Origin of the sequence: Streptomyces sp. x-80 (assembly GCF_046549095.1) — a bacterium.
Classification (GTDB): Bacteria; Actinomycetota; Actinomycetes; order Streptomycetales; family Streptomycetaceae; genus Streptomyces; species Streptomyces celluloflavus.
Map to the genome: position 1 here is coordinate 1 of NZ_JAJPWM010000012.1, position 22154 is coordinate 22154.

At 71.5% G+C, this 22154-nt stretch carries 23 protein-coding genes and 1 pseudogene; 16 read left to right on the forward strand and 8 right to left on the reverse strand.

Annotated elements, in window-relative coordinates; translation table 11 throughout:
• Window positions 1-177 precede the first annotated feature (177 nt).
• The gene (locus tag ACLJWH_RS23885) at window positions 178-627 is read right to left on the reverse strand and encodes a ribonuclease domain-containing protein (protein ID WP_411143778.1); all 450 of its coding nucleotides are present in this window, start codon (window positions 625-627) and stop codon (window positions 178-180) included.
• 254 nt (window positions 628-881) lie between these two features.
• Between ACLJWH_RS23885 and ACLJWH_RS23890 the strand changes: the two genes are divergently transcribed.
• The 3 genes from ACLJWH_RS23890 (at window position 882) to ACLJWH_RS23900 (ending at window position 4873) form a co-directional block, all read left to right on the forward strand.
• The gene (locus ACLJWH_RS23890; RefSeq protein WP_411143779.1) at window positions 882-1508 is read left to right on the forward strand and encodes a helix-turn-helix domain-containing protein; all 627 of its coding nucleotides are present in this window, start codon (window positions 882-884) and stop codon (window positions 1506-1508) included.
• 71 nt (window positions 1509-1579) lie between these two features.
• Complete coding sequence (locus ACLJWH_RS23895; protein WP_411143780.1) at window positions 1580-1792, forward strand: DUF6126 family protein; 213 nt, start codon at window positions 1580-1582, stop codon at window positions 1790-1792.
• A 405-nt stretch (window positions 1793-2197) separates the two neighbouring features.
• Window positions 2198-4873, forward strand: coding sequence for a beta-N-acetylglucosaminidase domain-containing protein (locus ACLJWH_RS23900; protein ID WP_411143781.1), 2676 nt, complete (start codon window positions 2198-2200; stop codon window positions 4871-4873).
• A 205-nt stretch (window positions 4874-5078) separates the two neighbouring features.
• Here the strand turns inward: ACLJWH_RS23900 and ACLJWH_RS23905 are convergent, their stop codons facing one another.
• The 4 genes from ACLJWH_RS23905 to ACLJWH_RS23920 form a co-directional block, all read right to left on the reverse strand.
• Entirely contained in the window at window positions 5079-5609 is a 531-nt protein-coding gene (locus ACLJWH_RS23905) for a GNAT family N-acetyltransferase (protein WP_411143782.1), read from the reverse strand.
• Window positions 5610-5720: 111 nt separating this feature from the next.
• Complete coding sequence (locus tag ACLJWH_RS23910; protein ID WP_411143783.1) at window positions 5721-6344, reverse strand: hypothetical protein; 624 nt, start codon at window positions 6342-6344, stop codon at window positions 5721-5723.
• A 232-nt stretch (window positions 6345-6576) separates the two neighbouring features.
• Complete coding sequence (locus tag ACLJWH_RS23915) at window positions 6577-7302, reverse strand: nucleotidyltransferase domain-containing protein (RefSeq protein ID WP_411143784.1); 726 nt, start codon at window positions 7300-7302, stop codon at window positions 6577-6579.
• A complete protein-coding gene (locus tag ACLJWH_RS23920; RefSeq protein ID WP_411143785.1) occupies window positions 7299-8384 on the reverse strand; it encodes a phosphotransferase in 1086 nt (361 codons plus the stop codon). Before ACLJWH_RS23920 ends, ACLJWH_RS23915 begins: the two co-directional genes overlap by 4 nt.
• Before the next feature lie 370 nt (window positions 8385-8754).
• On the opposite strand from ACLJWH_RS23920, the gene ACLJWH_RS23925 reads away from it, so the two are divergent.
• From ACLJWH_RS23925 to ACLJWH_RS23960, 8 genes and pseudogenes are all read left to right on the forward strand, one after another.
• Window positions 8755-9432 (forward strand): transcriptional regulator, encoded by a 678-nt coding sequence (locus ACLJWH_RS23925; RefSeq protein ID WP_411143786.1) that lies wholly within the window; start codon window positions 8755-8757, stop codon window positions 9430-9432.
• A 222-nt stretch (window positions 9433-9654) separates the two neighbouring features.
• Window positions 9655-10065 (forward strand): hypothetical protein, encoded by a 411-nt coding sequence (locus tag ACLJWH_RS23930; protein ID WP_411143787.1) that lies wholly within the window; start codon window positions 9655-9657, stop codon window positions 10063-10065.
• Between the two features lie 87 nt (window positions 10066-10152).
• Window positions 10153-10428: pseudogene (locus ACLJWH_RS23935) on the forward strand (inositol monophosphatase family protein); the annotation flags it as partial.
• A 44-nt stretch (window positions 10429-10472) separates the two neighbouring features.
• Window positions 10473-10979: a GrpB family protein gene (locus ACLJWH_RS23940; protein ID WP_411143788.1), complete on the forward strand. Its 507-nt coding sequence runs from the start codon at window positions 10473-10475 to the stop codon at window positions 10977-10979.
• 121 nt (window positions 10980-11100) lie between these two features.
• Entirely contained in the window at window positions 11101-11322 is a 222-nt protein-coding gene (locus ACLJWH_RS23945) for a DUF4158 domain-containing protein (protein WP_411143789.1), read from the forward strand.
• Window positions 11319-12212, forward strand: coding sequence for a DUF4158 domain-containing protein (locus tag ACLJWH_RS23950; protein WP_411143790.1), 894 nt, complete (start codon window positions 11319-11321; stop codon window positions 12210-12212). Before ACLJWH_RS23945 ends, ACLJWH_RS23950 begins: the two co-directional genes overlap by 4 nt.
• A gap of 42 nt (window positions 12213-12254) precedes the next feature.
• Window positions 12255-12692, forward strand: a complete 438-nt coding sequence (locus ACLJWH_RS23955) for a hypothetical protein (RefSeq protein WP_411143791.1) — start codon at window positions 12255-12257, stop codon at window positions 12690-12692.
• A complete protein-coding gene (locus tag ACLJWH_RS23960) occupies window positions 12635-14173 on the forward strand; it encodes a transposase (RefSeq protein ID WP_411143792.1) in 1539 nt (512 codons plus the stop codon). Before ACLJWH_RS23955 ends, ACLJWH_RS23960 begins: the two co-directional genes overlap by 58 nt.
• Before the next feature lie 135 nt (window positions 14174-14308).
• Here the strand turns inward: ACLJWH_RS23960 and ACLJWH_RS23965 are convergent, their stop codons facing one another.
• Window positions 14309-16531: an alpha/beta fold hydrolase gene (locus ACLJWH_RS23965; protein ID WP_411143793.1), complete on the reverse strand. Its 2223-nt coding sequence runs from the start codon at window positions 16529-16531 to the stop codon at window positions 14309-14311.
• Between the two features lie 87 nt (window positions 16532-16618).
• On the opposite strand from ACLJWH_RS23965, the gene ACLJWH_RS23970 reads away from it, so the two are divergent.
• The 3 genes from ACLJWH_RS23970 to ACLJWH_RS23980 all read left to right on the forward strand — a co-directional run bounded on the left by ACLJWH_RS23970 (window position 16619) and on the right by ACLJWH_RS23980 (window position 18126).
• Window positions 16619-17182, forward strand: coding sequence for a TetR/AcrR family transcriptional regulator C-terminal ligand-binding domain-containing protein (locus ACLJWH_RS23970; RefSeq protein WP_411143794.1), 564 nt, complete (start codon window positions 16619-16621; stop codon window positions 17180-17182).
• A gap of 65 nt (window positions 17183-17247) precedes the next feature.
• Window positions 17248-17982 (forward strand): recombinase family protein, encoded by a 735-nt coding sequence (locus ACLJWH_RS23975; protein ID WP_411143795.1) that lies wholly within the window; start codon window positions 17248-17250, stop codon window positions 17980-17982.
• 21 nt (window positions 17983-18003) lie between these two features.
• Entirely contained in the window at window positions 18004-18126 is a 123-nt protein-coding gene (locus ACLJWH_RS23980; RefSeq protein ID WP_411143796.1) for a hypothetical protein, read from the forward strand.
• Between the two features lie 7 nt (window positions 18127-18133).
• Here the strand turns inward: ACLJWH_RS23980 and allB are convergent, their stop codons facing one another.
• A complete protein-coding gene (gene allB, locus ACLJWH_RS23985) occupies window positions 18134-19477 on the reverse strand; it encodes an allantoinase AllB (RefSeq protein ID WP_411143797.1) in 1344 nt (447 codons plus the stop codon).
• Window positions 19478-19968: 491 nt separating this feature from the next.
• On the opposite strand from allB, the gene ACLJWH_RS23990 reads away from it, so the two are divergent.
• Entirely contained in the window at window positions 19969-20772 is an 804-nt protein-coding gene (locus ACLJWH_RS23990; protein ID WP_411143798.1) for an IclR family transcriptional regulator, read from the forward strand.
• A gap of 176 nt (window positions 20773-20948) precedes the next feature.
• Here the strand turns inward: ACLJWH_RS23990 and ACLJWH_RS23995 are convergent, their stop codons facing one another.
• Window positions 20949-21239, reverse strand: a complete 291-nt coding sequence (locus ACLJWH_RS23995) for a DUF5955 family protein (RefSeq protein ID WP_411143799.1) — start codon at window positions 21237-21239, stop codon at window positions 20949-20951.
• A gap of 660 nt (window positions 21240-21899) precedes the next feature.
• On the opposite strand from ACLJWH_RS23995, the gene ACLJWH_RS24000 reads away from it, so the two are divergent.
• Window positions 21900-22124, forward strand: a complete 225-nt coding sequence (locus ACLJWH_RS24000) for a hypothetical protein (protein ID WP_052856885.1) — start codon at window positions 21900-21902, stop codon at window positions 22122-22124.
• The last annotated feature ends 30 nt before the right edge of the window (window positions 22125-22154 follow it).

Here is a 22154-nt window from a genome sequence, read left to right on the forward strand (position 1 = left end):
AGATGCGGACCACGCTCACCGCCGGCCACCAGGTCCTCGGCGACATCCGGGACGGCTACAAGACCACCGACACCCGCGAGGGCAACCGCTGGGAGTCGCTGCGCGCCTGACCCCGGTCACGGCGGTGGGGGGGGGGGCCCCCCCCCCCCCCCCCCGCCGCTGTTCCCGTCCGCCGCGTCAGCAGCTGCGGTCGACGAGGTCGAACGACTCGTAGTGGTCAGAGGTGTAGTAGTCCTCTTCCGTCTGCTGGCCGGCCACGATGCGGCGGGCACCACGGTTGGGCGAGCCCGGCGTGACGACGGTGTACTCGTGGTAGTAGCCGGACGTCTGGGACGGGAGGATGCCCTCCCGGTTGTCGAAGACCGTGCCGTCCTTCGGATACGGGAAGGGGCCGCCCTTGTCGATCAGCTTCAGGGTGTCGTGCGCCTGGGAGGGCAGGTCGGAGTAGCAGATGTCGCCGACGGACTTGAGGTGCCCGGCCGAGGCGTGCGCCGTGATGGCGTACGCGGTGGCGGGGTGGGTCGCCGCGGCGGCCGGCGCGGCGGTGACCGCGGTCCCGCCGAGGAGAAGGGCCGACGCGAGGGCGCCCGCGGCGCCGATCCTGGTGATGCGTGGGGGGATTCTCATGCCCCACAGGATGACGCGCGTAGACATGAGCCTGTCAATCCCAACGGGCGGATGTTTCCCGGGAGTTCACAAGGTCACCCCAGTTGGCCCACCGGCGCTCGCCCGCCGGTCACCCACCCGCGCCCCGGCAGCCTCCCCCGACAGGCGCTCACCGGACATAACAGGCAGCCCCGCACCCCGCGAACCAGGCCGGGCCGCTTTGCCTCAGAGGCAAATTTTTTGCCTCTGAGGCGAAGTCTCGTTATACCGGGAGCATGACCGAGCTCCTAGACGAGCCCCCCGGCATCCCGCCCGAGGACCTGTCCACCGTCGCACCCCGCCTGCGTGACCTGCGGCGTCACAGTGGGCTGACGCTGGAGGCCGCGGCCCGGAGGGTCGGGCTGTCGCCCGCCCATCTGTCCCGGCTGGAGACCAATCGCCGCCAGCCGTCGCTGCCGATGCTGCTGGCGCTGGCCCGTACGTACGGAACCACGGTATCCGACCTCCTCGGCGAGACCGCGCCCGAGCGCGACCCGATCCTGCGGGCGAACCGCACCGAGCCGTCGGGGGCCGGCGGCTGGACCTACTGGACGGTGGGTGGCGCCGGGCGGGCGATGCAGGCGCTGCGGCTGCACGTACCGCAGCGTGCGCAGGGTGACCTGGTGCGGGTGCACCCGGGCGAGGAGTGGCTCTACGTCCTCAACGGGCAGCTGCGACTGACCCTCGGAGAGGCCGTTCATCTGCTGGATCCGGGGGACGCGGCGCACTTCGACTCGCTGACCCCGCACCGTATCGCCGCCGCCTCACCGGGCGGGACAGACCTCTTGTTCGTGCACACCCTGATGCAGAGCGGCACCGCCGAGCTGTGCCTGGGTGACGCCGCGCCGCGCCGCGGCCTGTGATGCCGGGGGCGCGGACGATCTCCGTGCCCCCACCCGTGCCGCACCGTTCCGGAAGGGAAGGACCGTACACCGTGCCTGACCAGACCACTCCCTCGTCCCCCCAGACGTCCCCGGAGACCACGCCGCCGCCCGCGGAGCCGCTCGCCGACGCGGCGCCCGCCCGGGTGTACGTCGAGAACAAGGCACCCCGCGGACTGTATGTGCGGGTGTTCATCTACGTCGTCGCCACACATGTGCTGCTGGCCTTCATGAGCCTGCTGGTGATCATCGCCAAGACCCGCTGACGGGCAGGGGCGGCGCCCCGCGGACAAAGACCCGCGCGCCGCCCCGTCGCCACCTAAGGGCCCCACCAGCACCTCACGGGCCCCGACCAGCCCCGTACGGCGAGGGCTCCCCGCCGCAGCGAGGACTCCCCTCCGTCGGGACCCCCAACAGCCCACCCGTGGTCCCCGTGTGCGCCACCGCCCGGTGGACCGCGGACCCCCGCCGCCCCCGCTGCCGGATGACCGGACGCCGGCCGAACCGTCTCGGCAACGTCCATCCCTCCGAGGGGAAAGTCCATTGCCCCGCCGCGGCCACGGGGTGCAGCCTTCTTCCGCACTCCCACTCGCTCCACACAGCTCTCCAGAGATCACTGCGCACCCAGCACAGCTGTCCCTGAACCTCGCTGTACCGAGGAGGACCGAAGGATGCACCGTACGCGTACCGCGGCGGCCACCGCGTTCGCCCTGGCCCTGGCCGCGCTCCCCCTGACGGGCCTGGCGGGGCCACCGGCCGCCGCCGCGACCGCGGGCCCCGCCCGCGCCCCGGACGGACCGGCGGCCGCCACCTCGCTCTCCCCCGCCCCCCGGTCCGTCCAGGCCCGGTCCGACCGGGTCACCGTCACCCCGTCCGTGACCGTCGTCGCGGACCCCAGGGCCGACGCGCCCGCCCTGGCGCTCGTCGAGAAGTCCCTCAAGGCAGCGGGCGCCGCGCGGGTCGTCCGGTCCGCGCGGGCCGCCGCCGGCGAGCAGCTGACCGTCTACGTGGACGGCTCGGGCGCGGCGCGGGAACTGAAGCGGCTGGGCGCGCGCGGCACCGACGGGCTGCCCGCGGAGGGCTACGCGCTGGCCGTCGGCGACGGCCGGATCGCGCTGGCCGGCAAGGACGCCACCGGCACGTACTACGCCGCCCAGTCGCTGCGGCAGCTGCTGCCGCACCGCGACCGGCCCGGCGCCCGCATCCAGGGCACCGCCGTACGGGACTGGCCCGCCACCCCGCTGCGCGGTGTCATCGAGGGCTTCTACGGCACCCCCTGGTCGCACCAGGCCCGCCTGGACCAGCTCGACTTCTACGGCGAGCACAAGATGAACATCTACGTCTACTCGCCCAAGGACGACGCGTATCTGCGGGCGAAGTGGCGCGACGCCTACCCCGCGGACCGGCTGGCCCAGCTCAAGGAGCTGGTGGACCGGGCGCGGGCCCGCCATGTGGAGTTCACCTACGCCCTCTCCCCCGGCCTGTCCGTCTGCTACAGCTCCGACGCGGACGTCACCGCGCTGACGGCGAAGTTCCAGACACTGTGGGACATCGGCGTCCGGACCTTCGCGGTGCCGCTGGACGACATCAGCTACACGAACTGGAACTGCGCCGCGGACAAGGACCGGTTCGGGACCGGCGGCGGGGCGGCCGGTGCCGCACAGGCGCACCTGCTCAACCGCGTCCATCAGGAGTTCATCGCCGAGCACCCGGGCGCCGAGCCGCTCCAGACCGTGCCGACCGAGTACTACGACGTGCAGCCCTCGCCGTACAAGCAGGCGCTGGCGGCGCAGCTGGACAAGAACGTGCTGGTGGAGTGGACGGGCGTGGGTGTGGTCGCGCCGACGATGTCCGTCGCCGAGGCGCAGCGGGCCCGGGAGGTCTTCGGGCATCCGATCCTCACCTGGGACAACTACCCGGTCAACGACTACGCGGCCGACCGGCTGCTGCTCGGCCCGTTCAACGGGCGGGAGAAAGGGCTGCCCGAGCAACTGGCGGGGATCACCGCGAACCCGATGATCCAGCCCGCCGCGTCCAAGATCGCGCTGCACACGGTCGCCGACTACGCGTGGAACGACCAGGCTTACGACGCGCGCGCCTCCTGGGGCGCGGCGATCGACGAACTGGCCGGCGGCGACGCCCGCACCGCGCGAGCGCTCCGGGCCTTCGCGGACGCCAACTACTACTCGGTCCTCAACCCACGGCAGTCGCCCGAACTGGCCGCCGCCGTCGACGCGTTCGGCGAGGACGGCGACGCGCGGCGGCTGGACGCGGCGCTGCGCACCGTCCAGGACGCGCCGGCGGTGCTGCGCGACCGGCTCGCGGACCGGGGCTTCCTCCAGGACAGCGGGCCCTGGCTGGACGCGACGCACGCCTGGGGCACCGCGGCGCGTACGGCGCTGAAGCTGATCGAGGCGACCCGCGCGGGCGAGGACGCGAAGGCGTGGCAGCTGCGGCAGCGCATACCCGAGTTGGTACGGGCCGCCAGGTCCTTCGTCTATGTCGATCTGAACGGCAAGAAGATCCCGGCACGGGTCGCCGACGGGGTGCTGGACACCTTCGTCGAGAGCGCGGTCGCGGCGCATGACGCGGCGCTCGGGGTGAGCGGCCGTCCCACGGCCTCGACCGATCTCGCCGCCTACCAGGACAACACCGTCTCCCGGGTGACCGACGGCGACGACGCCGGCTACTTCTGGAGCGGCGCCGCCCCGAAGGCCGGGTCCTATGTCGCGCTGGATCTGCACACCGAGCGTCCGCTGGGCCGGCTCACCCTCGCGATGGGCAAGAGCGGCAGCCCGGACGACTACCTCCACCACGGCGTTCTCGAATACTCCGCGGATGCCACGCACTGGCGGCAGTTGGCCGCCTTCGACGGCACGGCGGAGGTCACGGCCGATCCGCCGGCCGGCACCGTGGCCCGGTATGTGCGGGCCCGTGCCACGCAGGCCCAGGACAACTGGCTGGCGGTGCGGGAGTTCACGGTCGCCGGGGCGGACACGGTGACCGGCGGCCCGCCCGCGGCGGCGGGCAGCGCGCTCGGGGCGGCGGCGGACGGCGACCCGGCAACCGCCTACCGCGCGGCGCGGGCGGCGCAGTCCGGCGAGTCACTGGAGTTCACCCCGGCCGCACCCCGCACCGCGCGGTCCGTGGTGGTGCTCCGCCCGCAGGGCGCACCGCCGAAAGCCGCCCGGGTCCAGGTCCGTACGGACGGCACCTGGCGCACGCTCGGCACCCTGTCCGGCGCCTGCACACGGCTCGCGACGGGCGGCGGCACCGTCGAGGGCGTACGGCTGGCCTGGCGCACGGGGACGGCGGCCCCCGAGGTGAACGAGGTGATTCTGCGCTGACCCGGGGCCGCGCGCAGGTGCGCGGCCCGGGTGGACGGACATCGGCGGGGCCCGGCACTCATCGGCACCGGGCCCCGCCCCGGGAGCGGTCCGGGCGAGGACTGTGTCCCCGCCCCGGAGGAACGCGGGCCGCCGTGGGCCGGCTGTCCCGCGGATCGGCGGTGGGCCGGTCCCGGACCGCGCGGGCGCCCTCGACCGCCCGTACTCACGGTGCCCACTCCTCGGCGAGCAGGCCGAGGACGACCAGGTCGACGAAGGCTCCGTACACCCAGGCGGAGCGCCGCAGGGTGCCCTCGACGGAGAAGCCGGCTCTCGTCGCAGCCGTGATCATCGCGGTGTTGTCGGCGAGGGTCTCGATCTGTAGCCGGTGCAGACCGCGTACGGCGAATCCGTACTCGCACAGCACCCGGACGACATCGGCGCCCAGCCCCCGCCCCTGGAAGGCGGGGAGCATGGAGATCCCCAGGTGGGCCGACCTGTTGTGCATATCGATACCCGCCAGCAGGGCCTCGCCGGCCAGCTCCTGCGACGCCAGTTCCACGACCGAGAAGTACGCCCGCCGGTCCGACGGCGCGGCCACCGCGGCGGGAGAGTCCGCCGCATCCGGCGGGAGGGGCCGCCAGGGCTCGGAGCCGGCGCGCGACCGCGTCGCCACGTCCTCGTACAACTCGGCCTGGAAAACGGGGACATCGCTGTCCCGCCGGGTCCGCAGTGCGACCTTCTCGCCTCGTATCATGCGCCCTTGCTATCCCACCCGGCACAGTGGATCAACCGACCCGCGTCAGCCGAACCCCCTGCCCGTACCCGGCCGAACGGCGAACCCCCGATCCCGGCCGCGACGTGCGGGTCAGCTCGCCGTCCCGTCGAGGAGGGGTTTGAGCTTGGCCACGAGTGTGGTGGCCGAGACGATGCGGGGGATCTGCTCGCTCTCCGGCGGCGCGAGGTTCGGGCAGGAGTCGCGGTCGGACGCATCGCCCTTGAGCTCGAAGCTCCGCAACTGGCGGCCGGTGTCCGCTGTCCGGACGGTGACCTGATAGGACACATCGACGAGGAGACGGAGACTGAGGTCGTACCCGCCGGGCTTCGCGTACATGCACCGGCCCGTGGTCGCCGCGGAGTGTCCGGGCAACGGCGTCAGGCAGATGACGAGCTGGGAGCCGGTCGCACCTTCCTTCGTGGACGAGTTCTGCGGTGTCCACCGTGGCGGCAGGTGGATATTGGCCGGCGTAGCGAGGTCGACCGTCTCCAACTGGATGACGTCCGCCGGGTGCGGACCCGGCCCCTTGTAGTGGCCTTGAGAGTTGCCGGGCACCTTGCCCAGGCACACGTCCCGCGGATAGTCACCGGGTGCACTCGTCGGCGTGGCCGGGCCGGCCGGGGTCGAGGCCGCACGGGCAGGCGTACTGGGGAGAGCCGTCGGCCCGGCCTGCTCGCCCCCGGCGCGGCCGCACCCGGCGAGTACCGCGAGCACGAGGGCAACTCCGGCTCCCGCACACATCCTTACGCCGCGCCGTCGCCTGTCCTGCTTCCGCACGCTCGCCCCCCATGTCATGTCCCCGGTGATTGTCGCGATCAAGTCTGCCCCACGAGGAGGGCGGGTTCCAGGGCTACCGTTCACATGCCATCCGCACCCGGCGGCGGCGCGGCACCAGCCATACCTTGGGGCTGCGGGCGATGGCGGACAGCTCGGACCGCTCGGCGCATCAGGGGCGCCAGCGGTGTACGTAGCCTTCCCTCAGCGGTCCGCCGAGCAGCCCGAGCACCTGCTCGGCCGCGGCCGCCAACGGGGCCGGGTCGGCGCCTTCGGCCACCGCCCGATGGCCGTCCAGCAGGGCCTTGCCCCGTACCGGGTCCGCGTCGAGCAGCCTGCGCGGCAGCCACTTGCCGATGCCCGTCCAGGCGTTGTGGTGGGCGGTGAGCAGGTGCGTCGCCTCACGCAGGGTGGAGTCGGCGAGGGAGAGCTGTGCGTACCGATCGGTCGGCGGGGTGTCGATCAGGTCGTCCAGGAAGCAGGTGAGGCCGTAGCGGCCTCGTTCCCGTTCCGCCGGGGTGAGCCGAGGCGGGCCGGCCGCGAGCACCGCTCGGGCCTGTTCGCGCGTACGGGAGAGATGGCCGTGGGGGTCGGTCAAGGGCAGCCCCTGGTCATAGATGAACAGGACCGTGCCACGACGGCGGGCGCTGTCCCACCGGAAGAATTCCGGTATGTCCGCGAGGGTGTTCAGGAACAGCTCGGCCAGGCGGCCCTCGTGGCGTATCACCTCCCGACGGCTGGTATCCGAGTCCGGCAGGAGGACGGCCACGTCGAGATCGCTCGTCGGAGTGGCACGCCCACGGGCGGCCGAGCCTCCCAGCACGGCGCCCAGAGCGTGTGGGAAGAGGGTCGTGACCAAGCGCAGAGCCTGGGCGGTAGGGGTTTCCTGATCATTCATGGCCACTCATGGTGCCGGTCCGGGGATGCGCTCTCCCGGGTTCGAGGAGCGGAGGGGCGAGCGTTCCGCCCGCCCCGCGCCTCCGCGGCCTCCCCCCGCCGCAAGAGCGCCAGCGCCTCTTTCATGTTGTGCTCCGCGATCCCCCGCATGACCGCCCGGTCGGGGAAGTCACCGTCGAGGAGCCGCAGCGGACCGGCCACCAGCGACAGACGCATCGCGAGCAGGTAGAGGTCGAGCCGCCGCGGATCGAGGCCGGGCCGGGACAGTACGGAGTACCGCTCGCCGAAGCGGAGTTGGAGGAAGACGTGCTCCCACTCGACGTCGAAGTACATCAGACCTTCGATGTCGATCAGGACGGGGTGGCCGTCGGCGTCGACCAGGACGTGGTCGGGCCCGAGTTCTCCGTGGATCAGTCCGTACTCCGTGCGCGGGCGCACGCGATCGGCCAGCTCCCGCAGACGGTCGCGGAGCGCGGCGCCGGCTGTCGCGATCCTGCCCTCGCGCTCCGCCGCCTCCGCAAGGTCCCGCAGGGCGCGGTCGAGGACCCGTCGCTCGCACGGGAGCCCGGACGCGGAACCGCCCCGGTCCGGCAGGTCCACCCGGCCGTAGTGCCGGGCCCGGTGCCGGTGCATCACTTCAAGCATCCGGGCGAGCTCACCCAGAGCGCCCGCGGCGCGCGCGGGGTCGGTTTCGAGGAGGGCTTCGAGCGTGCCGCCGGAGACGTCCTCGACCACGGCGACGTCCGCCGGATAGCGGCGCCGGCTGTCATCCGCCAGGAGTACCCGCGGCACCCGTGCCCCGACGCCGTCCAAGCACCGCTGCGCGGCCAGGAACGGGACCAGCCCGGAGGCGGGCGCGAACGGGTCGGCCGGATCGGCCTCTCGTGCGCCCGGCCAGAAGTTCTCAGCCGCCGCCCAGCTGTAGACGATCACGCTCGACGCGCGGGTCCCCTCAAGGCGGACCCGGTACACCCCTTTCCTGCTCCCCCCGCGCAACCGGTCCACCGCGACAACGCGGCAGCCGGCTCCCAGTGCGTCCCGCACGAGCCCCGACAGGTCTTGGATGTCCGCGAATTGCCGCATCCGCAGAACCTACTGAAGACAGCGCAGCACATGCCATGGGATACCTCCTCCGTCACGTGTCCTTGCCGCCCCCGCTCTTGTCGAGCAGGCCCGGAGCTGAGCAGAGGGAGACGGAGAGGGTCATCCATACGACGAACGCCCCATAACGCCGACAGCCCCGATACCCCGGTATCGGGGCGTACCTCCGCCCCGCGATGCACCACACCGGACACCACGGGACCGCCGTACGGGCGAACGACGCCCCGACGACACGCCCCGGCGCCCCTCCCGCGAGCTGACCAGCGCCCCTCCCCGCGTCCTAACCTGAGGGCCGGGCCGTCCTGCTGAGGCCCTGGCCACCCTCGCGACCGCACACGGAGGAGACGACACCATGGCCCGACCCGCCGATGCTCCGCTCCCGACCGCGACCGCCGTCCTCGACGACGCCGTACGCGCCCTCGCCCCGGACGCCGACGCCAACCGGCTCGTCCCGCGGATCGCGGCGGGCGAGGCGCCACGCGCGGTGTTCACCACCTTCGCCCTCGAACAGCAACAGGTGATCACGTCGGACCGCATCAGCTTTCAGCACCTGGCGCGCCGGGCCGACGGCGACCCGCCCGTGGCCGACTTCTTCGACCTGCTCGCCAGGGGCGAGGCGCTGGCCCTGGAGGAGCTGGCCGGTCTGGCGGACGCCTGCGGGCTGACCGTGCAAGACCGCGCCGCCTACCGGCCGCGGCCCGGCTGCCAGGCGTACCCCTCCTACGTGGCGCGCCTCGCCCTCGGCGCCGAACCGGCCGATGTGGTGATCGCCCTCACTGCCAACTTCGCCGCCTGGGGCGGCTACTGCGCCACCGTGGCCCGTGCGACGCAGGACCACTACGCCTTCCCGGACACCGCCCGCGGCTTCTTCGCGTTCTTCGCCGAACCGGCGCCGGACCTTGCGGACCAGGCCCGCGCGGCCGTCCAGCACGGCCTCGACACGGGCCAGTCACAGCCTGCCGCGGCGCACCGCTACGGCCGCCTCCTCCAGGCGTACGAGCAGATGTTCTGGGACTCCCTCACGGACTGAGCCGGCGTACGGAACGCTCCGCACGGCCGACGGCACGGGCCGGGAACTCGCCCTCGGACGGCGGTCCCCGAGACTGGCCCCACGACCACATCCGAAACCTCCGCCGCTCCCCCGCCCTTCCCCACATCCGCCACTCCTCCCGCGTCCCCCGCATTCCCCGCACCCCTCGATTCCGGCCCTTCCCGTCCCGCCGGCTCGGCCGGCCCGCCCGCCGACCGGAAGGTGTTCGACTTCGCCGTGCGGCCGGCCGCCGCGGCCGGCCGCAGGGCCGCCGCGGGCTTCTTCGCCGAGACCTGCCGGAACGCCGCCCGCAAGACGGACGGCACCGAGGTGACCGAGGCCGACACGGACATCGAGGCGTTCGTCCGCGGTGAGCTGTCCGCGGCGTTCCCGGCGGACGCCGTCCACGGCGAGGAGAGCGGGCCGCGCCTGGGAACGTCCGGCCGCCGCTGGATCACCGGCCTCTCAACGGCACGAAGCAGTTCTCCGACAGCGATCCGTCCTTCACCCCTCCACCTCGCGTACGAGGACGAGTTCGGCCCGGCGGTCGGCGTGATCCACGTACCGATGAGCCGCCGGACGGTGGCGGCCGGGCGCGGGCTCGGCTGCTGGCCGCTGACTGCTGACTGCTGACTGCTGCCCGGCGACGCACCGGACCCGGCGCACGGCCGACGGCTGCGGGTCGGCGAACGGAACGTGCTCACCGGAGCCAGGACCCGGATGCACACCTCCGCGGGCCGGCCGGAATCGCTGCTGACGGCGCTGCACCGGCGGGTGTCCTTGACGCCGTCCGGGGGCGGGGTCGTCGGTGTGGTCACCGGGCGGGCCGATGCCTGGGTGACCGCGGGGCCCGCGATGGGCTACGCGGACCGTGCGCCGCTGCCGGTGATCGTGGCGGAGGCGGGCGGCCGGGTGACCGATCTCGCCGGGGCTCCGGTACTGGCGGGCGACGGGTCCGTGCTGATCACCAACGGACGGCTGCACGATGCCTTCCTGGAGCTGGCGGCCGAGGCGGGCGGCCATGCGCGATGCGGGCCGTCGTGGTCGATGCGCATCCGGGGCGGGCGGCCGAAGACCGGCAGCTGGCCGCGGAGTTGGGCGCGCTGCTCGGACCGTCGGCGCTGCGGGTGGAGCACATCGGGAGTACGGCGGTACCGGGCCTGGACGCCAAACCGGTCTTCGATCTCCAGGTCGGCGTGGCGGTCTTCGATATCCAGGTCGGCGTGGCGGATCTGCCGGAGGCCGCGCGGACCTTCGAAGCGCCGCTGTCGGGCGCCGGGTTCACCCGCTCACCGTACGAGCACGATCACGTCCCGGCCGGCCGTACGGACGATCCCGAGCGCTGGACCAAGCGGTTGTGGCTGCGGCGCGGCGGACCCGGTCCGGACGTCAACCTGCATGTGCGGCGGGTGGGGTCGCCCAACGAGCGGCTGGCGCTGCTGTTCCGCGACTGGTTCCGGGCGCATCCGGAGGCGGTACCGGCGTACGCCCGGTTCAAGCGGGAACTGGCGCACCGGATCCCCGATATCGGCCGTGTTCTCGTATAGCTGTCGCCACCCGTCATGTAGCAGAACGTGATGAGGCTGTGTGGTTCTGCGTTTTCTGTCCAGTTGGGGTGGGTGGTCGCCACGATGTGGAGATCCAGTTGGTTGAGGCGCGGAGGCATCGGTGCGGCAGGAGTGGGAGCCGGAGGACCTGATCGAGGTCTGGACGCTTCTTGAGGGCGAGGTTGTGCGGCTCCGGAACAAGACGGGGGTGAACCGGCTGGGCTCTGCCCTGTTGCTGAAGTTCTTCGAGGTCGAGGCGCGTTTCCCTGTAAGCGCGGGGGAAGTCCCGGCGCCTGCGGTGGCGTACGTCGCCCAGCAGGTGAAGGTGCCGGCCGAGCAGTGAAGGTGCCGGCCGAGCAGTGGGCCGCGTACGACTGGCAGGGCCGGGCGATCACTCGGCGCCGCACGGAGATCCGTACGGCTTTCGGTTTCCGGGCAGGTACCGAGGAGGACCAGGAGCGGCCGGCGGAGTGGCCGGCTGCCAAGCTGTGCCCGGTGGAGCTCTCTCGCGAGCGTCTGATGGCGGCCGTGGTGGCCCGGTGTCGCCACGACCATGTCGAGCCGCCGGCCCCGGCGAAGGTGCGCCGGCTGGTGGGCCGGGCGGTCACGGACTTCGAGACCCAGTTCTGCCGCAGCAGGGTGGAGCGGATCTCTCACACGACGCGCTCGCGCCTGGAGGACTTGGTCGCCGGCAGCGAGGACGAGACGGCCGGTGAAGGGGATGGTGAGGGCTCGGTTTCGGGCGGCGGCCGGTCCCACTTCGCCGAGCTGAAGGCGGACCCGGGGGCGCCGGGCCTGGAGAGCCTCTTGGCGGAGGTGAACAAGCTTCAACGAGTCCGGCGGCTGGAGCTGCCCGCTGACCTGTTCGCCGACGTGTCCGAGAAGCTGGTCGACGCGTGGCGGGCGCGGGCGTCGAAGGAGTATCCGGCGAACCTGGAGCGGATGAAGCCTCCGCGGCGGCTGACGCTGCTGGCCGCGCTGTGCCACGTACGGCAGACGGAGATCACCGACTCGCTGGTGGACCTGTTCATCCAGCTCGTCCTGAAGATCAACACTCGTGCGGAGCGGAAGGTCGACAAGGAGCTCAACGCCGAGCTGAAGAAGATCCGGGGCAAGGACGCGATGCTGCTGCGGGTCGCGGAGGCGGCGCTGTCGGAGCCGTCCGGCACCGCGCGGCGGGTGATCTGTCCGGTGGTCGGCGGGGAGAAGACGCTGAAGGCCCTGGCGGCGTAGGCCGCGGCGAACGAGGCCCGCTATAAGGCCCGGGTCCGCACCGTGCTGCGGTCGTCGTACTCCGCGCACTGGCGCCGGATGCTCTCGCCGCTGCTGGGCGCGCCGGAGCTGAAGTGCAACAACACCTCCTACCGTCCGGTGATGGACGCGATCGACCTACTCCAGCGCTATCTGGAGCAGCCGTTGAAGGAGGGCGCGTTCTTCGACCCGGCGGAGAGTGTCCCGCTGGCCGGGGTGGTGCCCGAGCACTGGCGGGCTGCGGTCGTGGACGACAAGGGCCGTGTCGAGCGCATCCCGTACGAGCTGTGCGTGCTGGTCGCTCTGCGGGACGCGGTGCGCCGGCGGGAGATCTGGGTGGTGGGGCGAACCGGTGGCGCAACCCGGAGGACGACCTGCCCGCGGACTTCGAGGACAACCGGGACGTGCACTACGCCGCGCTGGGCCAGCCGCAGGACTCCGGCGAGTTCATCACCGCCCTGAAGGCCAAGCTTCGCGCCTCGCTGGACCGCTTCGAGAGCGCGCTGGCCGAGGGCACCACGGGCGGGGTGGCGATCGTGAGGAAGCACGGCGAGCCCTGGATCAGGGTCTCCCCGCGCGGCAAGCAGGAGGAGCCGGAGTCCTTGGTCGCGGTCAAGGCCGAGATCGAGCGGCGCTGGGGCACCATCGACCTGCTGGACATCCTGAAGTACGCCGAGTCCGACACCGGCTTCATCGCCGAGTTCACGCCGGTGGCCACCAGGGAGACGCTGTCGAAGGACGCGCTGCGGCGCAGGCTGCTGCTGGTCCTGTTCGCACTGGGCACCAACATGGGGATCAAGCGGGTCGCGGTGACCGGCAAGCACGGCGAGTCGGAAGCGACGCTGCGCCGGGTGCGGCACCTGTTCGTCAACCGGGCCAACATGCGCGCGGCCCTGCGGAAGCTGGTGAACGCCACCTTCGCCGTCCGCGATGAGATGTGGTGGGGCACCGGCACCGCGTGCGCCTCCGACAGCCGCGAGTTCGGCGCCTGGTCCTCCAACCTGATGACCGAGTGGCACCAGCGCTACCGCGGCCCCGGCGTGATGATCTACTGGCCCGTCGAGCGAAAGTCGGTGTGCATCTACTCCCAGCTCAAGTCTTGTTCGGCCTCCGAGGTCGCCTCAATGATCGAGGGCGTGCTGCGGCACTGCACCGATATGGAAGTGGACCGGCAGTACACCGACACCCACGGCGCGTCCATCGTCGGGTTCGCCTTCGCGCACATGCTCGACTTCAAGCTGATGCCGAGGCTGAAGAACATCGGGGCGGCGAAGCTGTACCGGCCGGCGGCCGGGGAGGACGAGAAGTGGCCGAACCTGGCCCCGGTGCTCTCCACCAGGACCATCAACTGGGACCTGATCGCCCAGCAGTACGACCAGATCGTGAAGTACACCACCGCCCTGCGGCTGGGCACCGCCGAGGCCGAGCAGGTCCTGCGCCGCTTCACCCGCGGCGGGCCCAAGCACCCCACCTACCAGGCGATCGAGGAGCTCGGGCGGGCGGTACGGACCGCGTTCGTCTGCGACGACCTCGCCGACGTCGAGATGCGCCAGGAGATCCACGAAGGACTCCAGGTCGTGGAGAACTGGAACTCCGCGAACAAGGACCTCTTCTACGGCAAGGACGGCGACCTGGCCGGACAGGACAAGGAGTCCCAGGAGGTGTCCATGCTCGCACTGCACCTGCTCCAGTCCGCGCTGGTGCACGTGAACACGCTACTGATGCAGGAGGTCCTGGCCGATCCGAAGTGGACGGACAGGCTCACTGATGCCGGCCGGCGGGCGCTGTCGCCGCTGTTCTGGACGCATGTGAACCCCTACGGCCGGTTCGAACCGGACATGAATTCCCGGCTGGTCCTCGCACCGGCCGCTTCCGTGCCGGATGCTCGCTCGGCACCCGGTGCACAAGCCGTCGCCGGGGAAACTGTGCTCGCCTCGGGGTGATTTGCGGATACGGGGTTCGCGTGGTGCTTTTACAGGCCGGTAACGGGTCCCTACGTCCATGCAGGTCCCGCACCGCCCGGCAAGATGACGCCGCTCTGCCGGAGCTTCGAGCCGGACGAGCCCATATCTCGCTGCTCATCGAAGATTCTTGGAGCGGAGCCAGGTGCGGATGGCTTCAATGTGTTGAGCCTTGCTCTCAAGCGGCAGCCAGTGTCCCGCAGGCACCCGCGCCACGGTGAGATCTGCGCAGGCCGCGCGCATCGGGTCGCCTTGGCGGTTTCCCGAGATGTTGCAGATCGCGTCCCACTCGCCGTTGACGAACAGCACCGGCTGCGTCAGGCGCCCGCCGTCGGGTGCTTTGCGCGCGTAAGCGATGTTGGCGTCGTCGTTGGTGTACCACGCAGAGGGAGGACGAAAGCCGTGAGTTGCGAACGCCTGCACCAGGGTGTCGAAGTCCGCCGGTGGCCAGAGAGCCGGATCGGCCTGCGTCGGCGGTGCGCGGTGCGCGGCGCCGAAGCGACCGCCGTCGCGTGTGACCGTGGCCGTCGGTGAGATGGCGCCGATCGCGGCGGGGCTGCCCGGTTGATAAACCGATGCCAGCGTTGCCGCCGGAGCCGCGTCAAGGTCGGCGACCGCCGCTTCGAAGTGTGTCGTGTAGTAGCGGTAGTAGTCCCACTGTCCGTCCGGATACCGGTCGGCCGGGTAGAGCTGACGGTCGACCAGGGGTACGAGCGTGGGCAGGCTGTTGGCGGTGGGGTAGTAGGCCCACGAGGTCAACACCACGCCGCGGCACCGCTCCGGCTCGTGTGCGGCCACTGCTCCCGCCACGACGCTGCCCCAGTCGTGGCCGATCCAGACCGCGGTTCTGCCGCCGAGATGGTCGTGGAGCTCCGTCAGGTCCATCACGACCTCCTCGACGGTGTAGGCGTCGGTATCCGCCGGGGCGGAGGATTCGCCGTACCCGCGCAGATCGGGCGCGACGCAGTGCCACCCGTCGGCAGCGAACGCCTCCATCTGGGCCCGCCACAACAACCCGATGCCCGGCCACCCGTGGAGGAAGAACATCAGCGGTCCATCGGCTGGTCCGCACTCCAGGTAGTGCGTGGTGTGGCGAGGCGTGCCGAAAATGCGCGAGACCAACGGCGGTGCGATATCGCGCCGAACATCGTCCTCGCCATCCCGTCGACGCGCGTGGGCGGTCCCGGCAACGAGAGCGAACAGGACCAATGCGATGTCCAGGGCTCCATACACGACGGCTGTTGGTTTGAGCCCGAATCGCTCGACAGCGAGCCCGGCGGCGAGCGCAGGCACACTGAAGGCGAGATAGCTGACGATGTACATCGTCGCGAACACCTGGCCCCGTCGGGCGATCGGTGCCGCCTCACCGAGGGCATGGACGGCGAACCGGAACGTCGCCCCGAACCCGAATCCCGCGATCAGCGACCCGACGACGTAGAGCGGCAGTACACCCGTCGGCATGGCTGCGATAGTGACCAGGACGCCCATGGCGAGGGGCCCGAGGCCGAACCATGCGCGGTGTCGTGGCGGAGCGAAGGCCGACGCGACAGTGCCCGCCGTCCCTGCGACGAAGAAGACGCCGAGGATGACGCCCGCGACGAAGTGGCTGTGCACGTCGAGGACGGTGGTGAGGATCGACGATCCGAGCGAGAGGTACAAGCCGCCAAGGGCCCACGTCGCACTGATCGACGGCAGCAGTGCGACGAAGACCGGCCGCGTGGCCCACGGGAGTTGAGCGCTGGGCAGCAGTGACCGCCAAATCGTTTCCCGGGTTGGCAAGTCGGATCGAGCTTTCTCGGGAACCAGCCAGATGAGTGCCGCGAGCACCAGGTACACGACGGTGAGGATCCAGAAGACGAGTTGGCGGGGCAGTGGCGCGAACTCCACCAAGGCGCCGGCGAGGACAGCGCCGATCGCTATCCCCAAGGAAGGGACCGCGCTGCTGATGGTCGAGCCGAGCCGGGGGTTCGGCGCGGACTCCATGATCAGGGCCGTAGTGGCGCCGGCGGCTGTCCCCACGGCAAGCCCCTGCACAATGCGCGCGGCCATCAGGCCGCCGACGCCTGTGGCGACGGCGAAGAGCAGCATGCCCAGAGCGAGCAGCACCAGGGCACCGCAGGCGACAGGCCGACGGCCCACCCGGTCGGAGACCGATCCGACGGTCAACAGGGCGGCGAGCAAGGCGAAGACGTAGACGGCGAAAACGACCGTCAAGGTGAACGTGGAGAGGTCCCACAGGCGCTGATAGACCGGGTAGAGGGGGGACGGCGCCGAAGCGGCAGTGAGCGTGGCCGCGCCCACGGCCCCGGCCAGGAAGAACGAAACGGAACGGTTGAGCACGCGACCTCCATCGAAATGCAATGATCTTTGCTTTAACCCGGGCGGCCCAGCATAGTAGAAGCAAAGATCTTTGCGTATGCTGATGACGTGTCTCACCATGCAGCCGCCAGCCGCCCCGGAGGGCGGAGCAGTCGAGTACTGACCGCGATCTACACCTCGGTCGGTGAACTCGTGGGCGAGGGCGCCGAAAAGATCACATTTCCCGTGGTCGCCGAACGGGCCGGGGTCAACCCGACGACGCTCTACCGGCGTTGGGACAGCGTCCACGCTCTCCTTGAGGAAGTCGCTGTCGCCGCCCTGACTCGGGACGGTGAGTCAGCGCCCGACACCGGATCCCTCCAGCAGGATCTGACCGAGTGGGCGCAGGTCATCGCCCGCGACATCACACGTCCCCACCGAGCCCGATACCTGCGCGCGATGGTGTCGGCCCGCACCGAGATCGTCGCGAGTTGCCCGGTCACGGAGAAACGGCGCGAGCAGGCATCGGAGGTGGTGAGCCGGGCCCGCGAACGCGGTGAGAAGACACCGAGCGTCCCGCAGATCCTCGACCATGTCATCGCACCTCTGTACCACCACGTCGTATTCGCCTTGCCCGTCGATCACGAGTACGCGCGAGGTCTGGTCCGCGATGTGCTGGCTATGGCTGAGTGACAGGCTGTCCCGCACATGCTGGACGCGCTGCTGGACCTGCACGGCGGCGTGAGCCGGAGGTGGTGGTGCCCGACCACACCTCGGTACCGATGTTCCCCGAGGCCGTCTCACAAACGGCCCTTTGGACGCTCACCCAGGAACTCCAGTCGCAGCTCGACGCGCTCGCCAAGCACGGCATCCCACGCGACAAGGTGTTCTCCGAGAAGATCAGCACCCGCGTCCGGGTCCGCCCCCAGTACGAGGCCGTGCTCGCGCTCGCCCGCCAGATCAAGGCCCACGCCCCGCACTGCCGGGTCATCTTCACCGTGTACGAGATGAAGCGCCTCGGGCGCGACGCCGCCGAACTCACCGCGCTCGCCGACCACCTCACCGCCCACGGCCTGGTTCTGGAAATGCTCGCCGGGCCCCTGCCCGGGATGTACGACCCGAGCGGGCCGGGCCGTCTGCTGTTCGCGTTCTTCGCGGCGATGGCGGAGACCGAGCGGGAGAACATCCGGGAGTCGACCCTCGAAGGGCTCGACGCGGCGGCCCGCAAGGGCAAGCACGGCGGCCGGCCACCCGTCATCACCGAGGACATGCTGCACACCGTGCTCCGACGCCGGGCGAACGGCGAGTCGGTCGAGCAGATCCAGCCCGACCTGATCATCCCCACCGGCAAACGCAAGGGACAGGCCCCCAGCGTCGCGAGCATCTACCGGGCGCTCGCCGAGCACGAGAAGCAGGAGGCGTACCCCGAAGCCGTCGAGCAAGCGCACGCCGACTTCACCAACCTCCAACAGCGCGACCGCAGCCTCGCGTAACTACTCGGCGCTACATGACGGGTGACGGCAGGTATACGAGAACACGGCCATATCGACGCGTACAGCGATATCAAGGACCCGGTGGTGGACCTGGTCATCGAGGTCGCCGAGGCGTGGGCCCCGGCGACCGGCCGGCGGCCCTGACGGCCGGTCAGTGTCCGGGCGGCCGTACCAGGAGGCGGCCGGTGGGCTCGGTCAGGGTGGTGCCGTCGTTGATGCGCCGGCCGCGCAGCCAGGTGGACCGTACGACGCCGTGCAGGGTCTTCCCCGCGTAGGCGGTGATCTTGTTGCGGTGCCGGAGCGCGGCCGGGTCGACGGTGAACGTCTCCTCGGGCGCCAGGACCGCGAAGTCGGCGTCCCGGCCGGGCTCGATGGCTCCCTTGTGGCCGAGGCCGGCCAGCGCGGCGGGGGCGGTGGCCATCCAGCGGGCGACGTCCGTCAGGGTGTGGCCGCGCCGGCGGGCCGCGGTCCAGACGGCGGGCAGGCCGAGCTGGAGGGAGGAGATACCGCCCCAGGCCGTGCCGAAGTCGGCGGTCTTGAGATCGGCGGTGGCCGGCGAGTGGTCGGAGACGACGGAGTCGATGGTGCCGTCCGCCAGGCCCTGCCACAACGCCTCCTGGTTGGCCGCCTCGCGTATCGGCGGACAGCATTTGAACTCCGTCGCGCCGTCCGGGACTTCCTCGGCGGTCAGCGTCAGGAAGTGCGGGCAGGTCTCGACGCTGATCCGGACCCCCGCCCGCTTGGCGGCGGCGATCAGCGGCAGCGCGCCACCGGAGGAGAGATGCAGCACGTGCACCCGGGCCGCCAGCCGTTCGGCGAGCGCGATCAGCCCGGCGATGGCGTCGTGCTCACCGGCCCGCGGGCGGGAGGCGAGGAAGCCGGCGTAGTGCGGGCCGCTCGCCCGCGGGGCGCGCGCCAGGTGGCCGGGGTCCTCGGCGTGCACGATCAGCAGACCGTCGAAGCGGGCGATCTCGCCGAGGGCGGCGGCCAGCTGCTCCGGGCCGAGCTCGGGGAACTCGTCCACGCCGGAGGGCGAGAGGAAGCACTTGAAACCGAAGACGCCCGCGTCGAAGAGCGGGCGCAGGTCCTCGACGTTGCCGGGGACGGCGCCACCCCAGAAGCCGACGTCGATGTGCGCCGCGCCGCGGGCGGCCGCGCGCTTGGTGTCGAGGTGGCCGACGGTGGTGGTGGGCGGGAGGCTGTTGAGCGGCATGTCCACGAGCGTGGTGATACCGCCGGCCGCGGCCGCGCCCGTCGCGCTCCGGAAGCCTTCCCATTCGGTGCGGCCCGGGTCGTTGACGTGTACGTGGGTGTCCACGAGGCCGGGCAGCAGGACGTCGGCACCGAAGTCCTCGACCCGCGCCCCGGCCGGGGGGCGGGCGTCGTACGGCAGCACCGCCGCGATCCTCCCGCCCCGGACGGTGACGGACGCGGCGCGCATCCCCTGCGGCGTGACGACGCGCGTGGCACGCAGCACCAACTCGGCCTCGGACACCCGGCCCCTCCTCGCTCGCTCCAGGTCGGTACGCGATACACGGGACGCCCTGTGCCGCACGCGAGACGTCACGCGGGCGCGCCGAATTCAACAATCTGTTGAGCGAGTGTTCCCGCCGGACATCGGCCCGTCAAGACCCCTCACCCGCAACCGATTCGGCGATCGGCCACCGGCGGTCGGCCGCCGCCGGGCGCCGCGCACCGCGCTTCGAAACGCCGGGCACCTGCCCCGATCCGGCTTGGAGGATTCCACGGAATGGACAGTAGTTTTCGTGCAGCAGAACGTAGCTACCGCCAATGGCACCCCCAAGGGATCGGGGCCGGCGATCTCGCCCCTCGGGACAAACAGGGTCTGACCGGCGGGAACGAGTGTGCGATCGGCCGCGTGTCGGCGGGAGGGGACCGGTAGGCTGCTCCGGTCGGGCCCGGCACCCGTACACCAGAGCCGAGACCGCCGAGACCCGACCTGACCCGCCCCGAAAGGAACGCGACGTGCCGCCGTCCAGCGCCAGCACCTCCGCCGCCGAAGCCAAGCCCGCAGGCGCGAGCGGCGGTGTCCAGTCCCTTGAGCGCGCCTTCGACCTGCTGGAGCGGATGGCGGACGCCGGAGGCGAGGTGGGCCTGAGCGAGCTCGCCGGCAGCAGCGGACTGCCGCTCCCCACCATCCACCGCCTGATGCGGACGCTCGTCGCCTGCGGCTACGTCCGCCAGCAGCCCAACCGCCGGTACGCGCTCGGCCCCCGCCTGATCCGGCTGGGCGAGAGCTCCTCGCGGCTGCTGGGCACCTGGGCCCGGCCGTTCCTGGCCCGGCTGGTCGAGGAGACCGGTGAGACCGCCAACATGGCGCTGCTCGACGGCGACGAGATCGTCTATGTCGCCCAGGTGCCGTCCCGGCATGCGGTGCGGATGTTCACCGAGGTCGGCCGGCGGGTGCTCCCGCACACCACCGGGGTCGGCAAGGCGCTGCTGGCCGGTCATCCGCCGGAGGAGGTCCGCGCGCTGCTCGGCCGGACAGGTATGCCGGCCGCGACCGAGAAGACCATCACCGACCCGGACGTCTTCCTCGAAGAGCTCGCCGAGGTCCGCCGCCTCGGCTACGCGGTGGACGACAACGAGCAGGAGATCGGCGTCCGCTGCTTCGCGGTGCCGGTACCCGACTCCCCCACCTCGGCGGCGATTTCCATCTCGGGCCCGACCGGGCGGGTGACGGAGGCATCGACGGACAAGGTCGTACCGGTGCTCCAGGACGTCGCGGCGAAGCTGTCGGTGGCGCTCGCCAACCAGACGCCCGCGTAGGCGGCCGACACGGGAGGGCGGACCGGGGCGCACACGGCCCCGGTCCGCCCTCCCGTGTGCACCGGCACCTCCCGCGCGTACGAGCCTCTCCCGCGCACCGGCGCCGTTCACTGTCCGCACGGCAACGCCTTCACTGCCGGCACATCGGCACCTTCACCGTCCACGCACCGGCGCCGTCATCGTCCGCGTGGCGACCGGCCGAAGCGGTCGATGCTCGCCCGGACCTCGGTCAGCGCGGGCGACAGTGCGCTGACCGAGCCGACCGCGCCGGCTATCAGCAGCAACGAGCGGCGCAGCCGCGGGACTTCGGGCACACCGGCGCAGACCATCGCATCCAGCGCGGCCAGCTCGTCCTCGGCGACCGCCCGGTCCGGTAACTCGCCGGGCAGCACGGCCAGTTGGCGGCGCATACGGGACACCGCCCCGCGCAGCTCCCTCACCCGCGGATCACCCTCACCCCCGGTCACTCGTCCCCGCCTCTCCCCAAGTGCCACAACGGCGGCGCCCTCCCGGGCCGTTGACCCGTTTCACAATGTGGGACAGTTAACGCCACTCTCCGCTGATCGCGCCACACAGAGAGCGAAATACGGGTCGCGGGGCGGGCCATGGGCATCCGATGACAGCCGACCGGCGATTCCACCCCCGGCCCCACCCGCCACGATCGCGCCGGATCTCCGCATCGACGGCCACCCAGTCGCTCGGAGCCGAATCGGGGCCACCGGCCTCCCCGGACCCACGCATCCGCTCTCCCGTACCCCCGCGCCGGAACCTGCCTGAGGGCCGGTTCCGCGGCCGCCCCTCCCTGTCCGCCCCGGCCTCTCCCGCCCTCCGGACCCCGGCTCCAGCGCCACGTCCAGTCCGCGTCCAGTCCAGGTCCCGCGCCGCGTTCAGTCCAGGCCCAGCGCCGCATCCAGTGCCGCTTTCAGTGCCGATTCCGGCTCCCACGAGGGGCGTTGGCCGCCCTCCGCGCGACGCTTCCCCCGCACGGTCCGGTCATGCGTCAGTACGTGCGTTCCCCCTGACACCCGTTGGCATGGGCGGATGCGATCCGATGCGTACAGCGCGACAGAATGGAGCATTCTCCCTTCCAGGGAAATATCCGGCATATCACTGGATCGGAGATTGCCATGGAGCCCAGCACCGGGCCCGACACCGGCCCGAACCAACGGCGCATCAGCGTCGTACAGCTCATCTGCCACGCGTACGGCCTCTCCGACGTCTCGGAGATCACCGTGGAGCACATACACCGTTACGTCACCGAACGCCGCCTCGCCGAGACCGGCACGCACCATGTCCGCGACCGATTGCGGCCGAGAATTCCGCGCCCCCGCGCGCCCGGCGACATGACCTGACGCCGACGCACGGGCGGAGCGGCGCGCCAT

What these genes read in the sequence shown, in the direction of transcription:
- ACLJWH_RS23885 (WP_411143778.1), bottom strand. Translation starts at nt 627, where the DNA reads ATGAGAATCCCCCCACGCATCACCAGGATCGGCGCCGCGGGCGCCCTC.
- ACLJWH_RS23890 (WP_411143779.1), top strand. Translation starts at nt 882, where the DNA reads ATGACCGAGCTCCTAGACGAGCCCCCCGGCATCCCGCCCGAGGACCTG.
- ACLJWH_RS23900 (WP_411143781.1), top strand. Translation starts at nt 2,198, where the DNA reads ATGCACCGTACGCGTACCGCGGCGGCCACCGCGTTCGCCCTGGCCCTG.
- ACLJWH_RS23905 (WP_411143782.1), bottom strand. Translation starts at nt 5,609, where the DNA reads ATGATACGAGGCGAGAAGGTCGCACTGCGGACCCGGCGGGACAGCGAT.
- ACLJWH_RS23915 (WP_411143784.1), bottom strand. Translation starts at nt 7,302, where the DNA reads ATGAATGATCAGGAAACCCCTACCGCCCAGGCTCTGCGCTTGGTCACG.
- ACLJWH_RS23920 (WP_411143785.1), bottom strand. Translation starts at nt 8,384, where the DNA reads ATGCGGCAATTCGCGGACATCCAAGACCTGTCGGGGCTCGTGCGGGAC.
- ACLJWH_RS23925 (WP_411143786.1), top strand. Translation starts at nt 8,755, where the DNA reads ATGGCCCGACCCGCCGATGCTCCGCTCCCGACCGCGACCGCCGTCCTC.
- ACLJWH_RS24000 (WP_052856885.1), top strand. Translation starts at nt 21,900, where the DNA reads ATGGAGCCCAGCACCGGGCCCGACACCGGCCCGAACCAACGGCGCATC.